General features: G+C 62.7%; 4 protein-coding genes. 1 reads left to right on the plus strand and 3 read right to left on the minus strand.

What is annotated here, in order from left to right:
- The 3 genes from VFE81_RS01530 to VFE81_RS01540 form a co-directional block, all read right to left on the minus strand.
- The coding region (locus VFE81_RS01530; RefSeq protein WP_325042906.1) for an acyl-CoA dehydrogenase at window positions 1–741 on the minus strand (741 nt) is incomplete at its 3' end.
- Window positions 742–753: 12 nt separating this feature from the next.
- Window positions 754–1,962: an acyl-CoA dehydrogenase family protein gene (locus tag VFE81_RS01535; RefSeq protein WP_325042907.1), complete on the minus strand. Its 1,209-nt coding sequence runs from the start codon at window positions 1,960–1,962 to the stop codon at window positions 754–756.
- A gap of 89 nt (window positions 1,963–2,051) precedes the next feature.
- Entirely contained in the window at window positions 2,052–4,172 is a 2,121-nt protein-coding gene (locus tag VFE81_RS01540; protein ID WP_325042908.1) for a 3-hydroxyacyl-CoA dehydrogenase NAD-binding domain-containing protein, read from the minus strand.
- 151 nt (window positions 4,173–4,323) lie between these two features.
- Between VFE81_RS01540 and VFE81_RS01545 the strand changes: the two genes are divergently transcribed.
- A partial coding sequence (locus tag VFE81_RS01545) for a LysR family transcriptional regulator (protein ID WP_325042909.1) occupies window positions 4,324–5,185 on the plus strand: 862 nt, incomplete at its 3' end.

Below are 5,185 nucleotides of genomic sequence, written 5' to 3' on the forward strand. Positions count from 1 at the left end.
GACTGCTTCGGAGCACAAGGCAAGCACGCCGCAGCTGATCGCGTACTCGAGCGTCGCAAAACCTTCGCCGGCCGTGCCGAGCAGTGCGTCGTCGCCTGGCGTGACGTTGTCGAACGTAACCTCGGCTGCGCGGCCGCCGTCGATCTTGCGATAACCGCGAACGCTGACGCCCGCTGCATCGCGAGGTACGAGAAAGAGCATGATGCCGGCTTCGGCATCGTCGGCACCGTCCGTACGCGCGGAGACCAGAAAGACGGAAGCGTTCTCGCCGTGCTGAACGACCGCTTTCGCACCGTTCAGCTTCCACACGTTGCCGTTGCGTTCCGCACGCGTCGTCACGCGTGAGAGTTCGTAGTGGCCGTCCGGCTCGCCGTGCGCGAGCGCAACCAGACGTGAGCCGTCGATCAGTTCGGCCAGCATGGTTTTCTGCGCTTCGCTGCCGTCACGTGCAATGGCCTGGCCGACGATCAGCGTATCGAGAAACGGCTCGACCACGAGGCCACGACCCAGGCTTTCGAATACGACGGCGATATCGAAGCCGCCGCCGCCAAAGCCACCGTCCGTTTCATCGAACAATGCGCCAATAATGCCGAGTTCCGCGAAGCGATTCCACAGGTCGGAACTGAAACCTTCCGGCGAACGTGCGATCCGATCGCGCGTCTCGAAGCCGTATTGCTCAGTGATAAAACGGTTGAGCGTATCCGCCAGCATGCGGCGGTCGTCGGTGTGCTGGAAATTCATGGCGTTTGCCCCTTACAGTCCCAGGATCATTTTGGAAATGATGTTCTTCTGGATTTCGTTGGAGCCGCCGAAGATCGACAGCTTGCGGTTGTTGAAATAGAGCGAGGCAGCGCTCGCGGCTTCGTCGGGGCCGACTGGCGTGCCGTCGAAACCATCTTGCAAGGCTTCCTCCACGAACGGCTGCGCATAGGGACCCATCGCGCGACGCGTGAGCGAGGAGATTTCCTGACGGATCTCGGTGCCGCGAATCTTCAGCATCGAACTCTCCGCGCCCGGCACGCCACCACCGGCCGCCGCCGCGATCACGCGCAGAGTGGGGGTCTTCATATTCTCCAGATCGATTTCGATGCGCGCCATGCGTGCCGCAAACGACGGATCTTCCGCGAGCGGCCGGCCGTTGCGCTGCTGCTTCGCGGCGATCTTGCGCAGCCGGTTAAAGGCGGCCACTGAGAAGCCGACGCCCGCGATATTGGTGCGCTCATACGTGAGCAGGTATTTGGCGTAGGTCCAGCCCTTGTTCTCTTCACCCACGAGGTTCTCGACGGGCACGCGCACGTCCGTGAAAAACACTTCGTTGACTTCGTGCTCGCCATCGAGCGTGATGATCGGCCGCACTTCGACGCCAGGCGTATTCATGTCGATCAACAGGAAGCTGATGCCTTCCTGCTTGCGCACGTCGGTGGCGGTGCGCACGAGGCAGAAGATCATGTTCGCGTAGTGGCCGAGCGTGGTCCACGTTTTCTGGCCGTTGACGATGTAGTGCTCACCTTGTGCATCGCTGCTGCGGACAGCGGTGGTCTTGACCGCGGCGAGATCAGAGCCCGCGCCCGGTTCCGAGTAGCCCTGGCACCACCAGTCAGAGCCGTTGAGAATGCGCGGCAACCAGTGGCGCTTTTGCACCTCATTGCCGTATTTGATCAACACGGGTCCGAGCATGTTGACGCCGAATGGGACCACGCGCGGTGCTCCCGCCAATGCGCATTCGTTCTCGAAGATGAATTTCTGCACGGCGTTCCAGCCTGGGCCGCCGTACTCTTTCGGCCAATGATTGGCGAGCCAGCCTTGCGCGTTGAGAATCGCGTGCCACTCAGCCATGTCGTCGCGCGTGAGGCGGCGGCCGCCGTGTACCTTGTCGGCGAGACGCTGCGGGAGCTTGTCACGCAAAAAACGCTGCACGTCGGCGCGAAAAGCTTCTTCTTCAGGTGTGAAATTCAGATCCATAACGGGTTCTTCCCTGGATATTTATCGGAGCGGCCGACCGGCGGTGAGGAGGTCACACCGGTCGAGCATGCTCCAAATGATGTGTCGTCTCAAGCCGTCTGATTGAGGCTCGCGAAATCGGCGCCGCGCCCGACCAGTTCGACCAGCAGCGGCGACGCTTGCCAGAACAGCGGATCTTCTTTGGCGAACTCGCGGATGTCCGCGAGAACTGTGGCGAGGCCCACCGTATCAGCGTATTTCATCGGACCGCCGCGATAACGCGGAAAGCCATAGCCATAGAGGAAGGTCACGTCGACGTCGAGCGGCCGCAGCGCGATGCCTTCGTGCACGACATTGGCGCCTTCGTTGATCATGGCGGCCATGTAACGGCGCATGATTTCTTCGTCGGTGAAAGTGCGCGGCGTGATGCCGGCACGTTCACGCTCGGCTTCGATGATCGCTTCGACCTCAGGGTCGGGTGTGCCGCTGCGCGAACCTTCGGGGTACAGATAAAAACCACGGCCGGTCTTCTGGCCGAACCAGCCGCGTTCGCAAAGACGGTCGGCGATCTGTACGTAACGTGCTTCGGGGTTCCGCGTGGCCGCGCGCCGTTTGCGCGCGGCCCAACCGATATCGCCACCCGCCAGATCGACCACCTGGAACGGACCCATCGGGAAGCCGAACGCACGCACCGCCGCATCGATCTGATAGGGCGATGCACCGTCTTCCATCATCGCGTCCGCCGCGCTGCGATATACCGCCAGCACGCGATTGCCGATGAAGCCGTCGCACACGCCGGCACGCACCGGTGTCTTGCGCAGCTTCTTCGCGAGTTCGAACGCGGTGACGACGACGTCCGCGCTGACCTGCTTCGGCACCACCACTTCCAGCAGCTTCATGATGTTGGCGGGGGAGAAGAAGTGCAGGCCGATCACGTCCGCGGGGCGCGAGACGCTGGCCGCAATCGCGTCGATGTCGAGATACGACGTGTTAGTGGCGAGCACCGCGCCGGCTTTGCAGACACGATTGAGTTCGGTGAACACGGCCTTTTTCACGGACAGGTCTTCGAATACGGCTTCGATCACCAGGTCGGCGTCTGCGAGCGCGTCGTACGAGGTGCTCCCTTGCCAGCGCGTCATGACGTCGGTTTTTCTCTCCGCACTCATGCGGCCTTTGGCGATCAGGCCGTCGTAGACCTTTTCGATGTGCGCGCGGCCGCGCGCAAGCGACGCGTCGTCGCGTTCGATCATGGTCACCGGCAAGCCTGCATCGAGCACCGCGACGGCGATGCCCGCGCCCATCGTGCCGCCGCCCACCACGCCGATCTTATTCAGCGCGCGTGGTTTTGCATCGCGTGTTTCCGGCGCCTTGAGCACTTCGCGCTCGGCAAAGAACGCGTGAATCAACCCTGCACGCTGTGGGCTGTCGATGCATTGCAGGAACAGTTTGCGTTCGAGTCGCAGCCCGTCTTCGAAAGGCTGTTCTACGGCGGCTTCCACGGCATCGACGATTTTGAGCGGAGAGAACAGACCGCGCGATTTCCTTGCCGTTTCCGCACGCGCCGTGGCGACGGCGGCGAGGCTCGCGGCGCGGTCGCTTAGCGCAGCGGCATCGCGCGTGCGCCGCACGGGAGCGTGGGCGGCCAGCAGTTCGTGCACGTAGGCGAGTCCTTCAGCAAGGACGTCGTCGCTACTGCCGAGCCGGTCGATGAGGCCGAGCGCCAGCGCTTCTTTCGCGCTGGCGTGGCGGCCGCTCAGGATCAGGTCGAGGGCGGCCTGCGCACCGATCAAACGCGGCGTGCGCTGCGTGCCGCCTGCGCCCGGCAGCAGGCCGAGCTGCACTTCGGGGAGACCGAGCTTCGCGCCATCCACGGCGAGCCGGTAGTGCGCCGCGAGCGCCACTTCGAGGCCACCGCCGAGCGCGGCGCCGTGAATGGCGGTCACCACCGGTTTCGTACAGGCTTCAACGCGGTTGCAGACGTCGGGCAGCGAAGGCGGCACCGGCGGCTTGCCGAACTCGCGGATGTCCGCACCCGCGATAAAGTTGCGCCCGGCGCCGACGATCAGCACGGCCTCGACGGCCTTGTCGGTATCCGCCGCTTCGATGGCGGCGAGCAGGCCGCGCCGCACGTCCGCGGAAAGGGCGTTGACCGGCGCGTGGTCGATCGTGACCAGCAGGACTTTGCCGCGCAATTCGCGCGTCACAACGTCGACGGAAGGGTTGAGGGTCATCGTGTCGTCTCCTGATTGTTACCGGACCAGATCGGGGCAGACCGGGCATGCCGGGTCTGGCGAATTCTCCAATTGTCGGTTGGTCAAGGTTTATTGACAATTACATAGAGGGTTGACAGACTGTCAAAATTATTTTGACAAAGGCCGTGCCATGGACGTCAATTCGCTGACCTTACTGGTCGATATCCTCGATGCGGGCAACCTGAGTGAAGCCGCGCGCAGGCTGAAAATGAGCCGGGCGAACGTGAGTTACCACCTGAACCAGTTGGAGCGCTCGATCGGGCTACAACTGGTCAGACGCACCACGCGCCGGGTCGAGGCGACCGAAATCGGTTTGCAGTTATACGAGCATGGCCGCACGATCCAGAATGCGTTGCTGGCCGCGCGCGAGTCGGTCACCACGCTCGGGCAGAGTTTGCAGGGGCGCGTGAGGTTGAGTGTGCCGAGCGGCTACGGGCAACTGGTGATGTCGGATTGGCTGATCGCGTTCAAGCGTCTTTATCCGGGCATCGTGCTGGACGTGATGTTCGAGAATCGCGTTGAGGATCTGATGCGCGACGAGGTCGACATCGCGGTTCGGGTCATGTCGGAGCCACCGCAGAATCTCGTCGCGCGCGACATGGGGCCGGTGCGATATGTTGCTTGCGCATCGCCGGATTTTGCCGAAAGTCGCGGTATGCCGGTGCGACTCGATGATCTGCGCACTGCGCCGTTGATTACGTCGGCGGTGGTCGGCAGGCAGTTGCGGGTGGCGGCTTATCTGCGCGATGAACGCCACGAAGTGCTGCTGGAGCCGACGATTATTTCCGAGAACTTTCTGTTCTTGCGCGAGACGGTACTGGCCGGGCTGGGTGTCGGCCTGGTGCCAGACTATGTTGTGCAGGACGACCTGCGTCGTGGGGATGTGGTGACGGCGCTCGATGAATGGCGTTTAAGCATCTTCGGTACGAATATGTACATGCTCTATATGCCGAATCGCCATCACACGCGGGCGGCGGCGAGTTTTATCGAGT

Source organism: Paraburkholderia sp. (assembly GCF_035656215.1).
Classification (GTDB): Bacteria; Pseudomonadota; Gammaproteobacteria; order Burkholderiales; family Burkholderiaceae; genus Paraburkholderia.

What these genes read in the sequence shown, in the direction of transcription:
- VFE81_RS01535 (WP_325042907.1), bottom strand. Translation starts at nt 1,962, where the DNA reads ATGGATCTGAATTTCACACCTGAAGAAGAAGCTTTTCGCGCCGACGTG.
- VFE81_RS01540 (WP_325042908.1), bottom strand. Translation starts at nt 4,172, where the DNA reads ATGACCCTCAACCCTTCCGTCGACGTTGTGACGCGCGAATTGCGCGGC.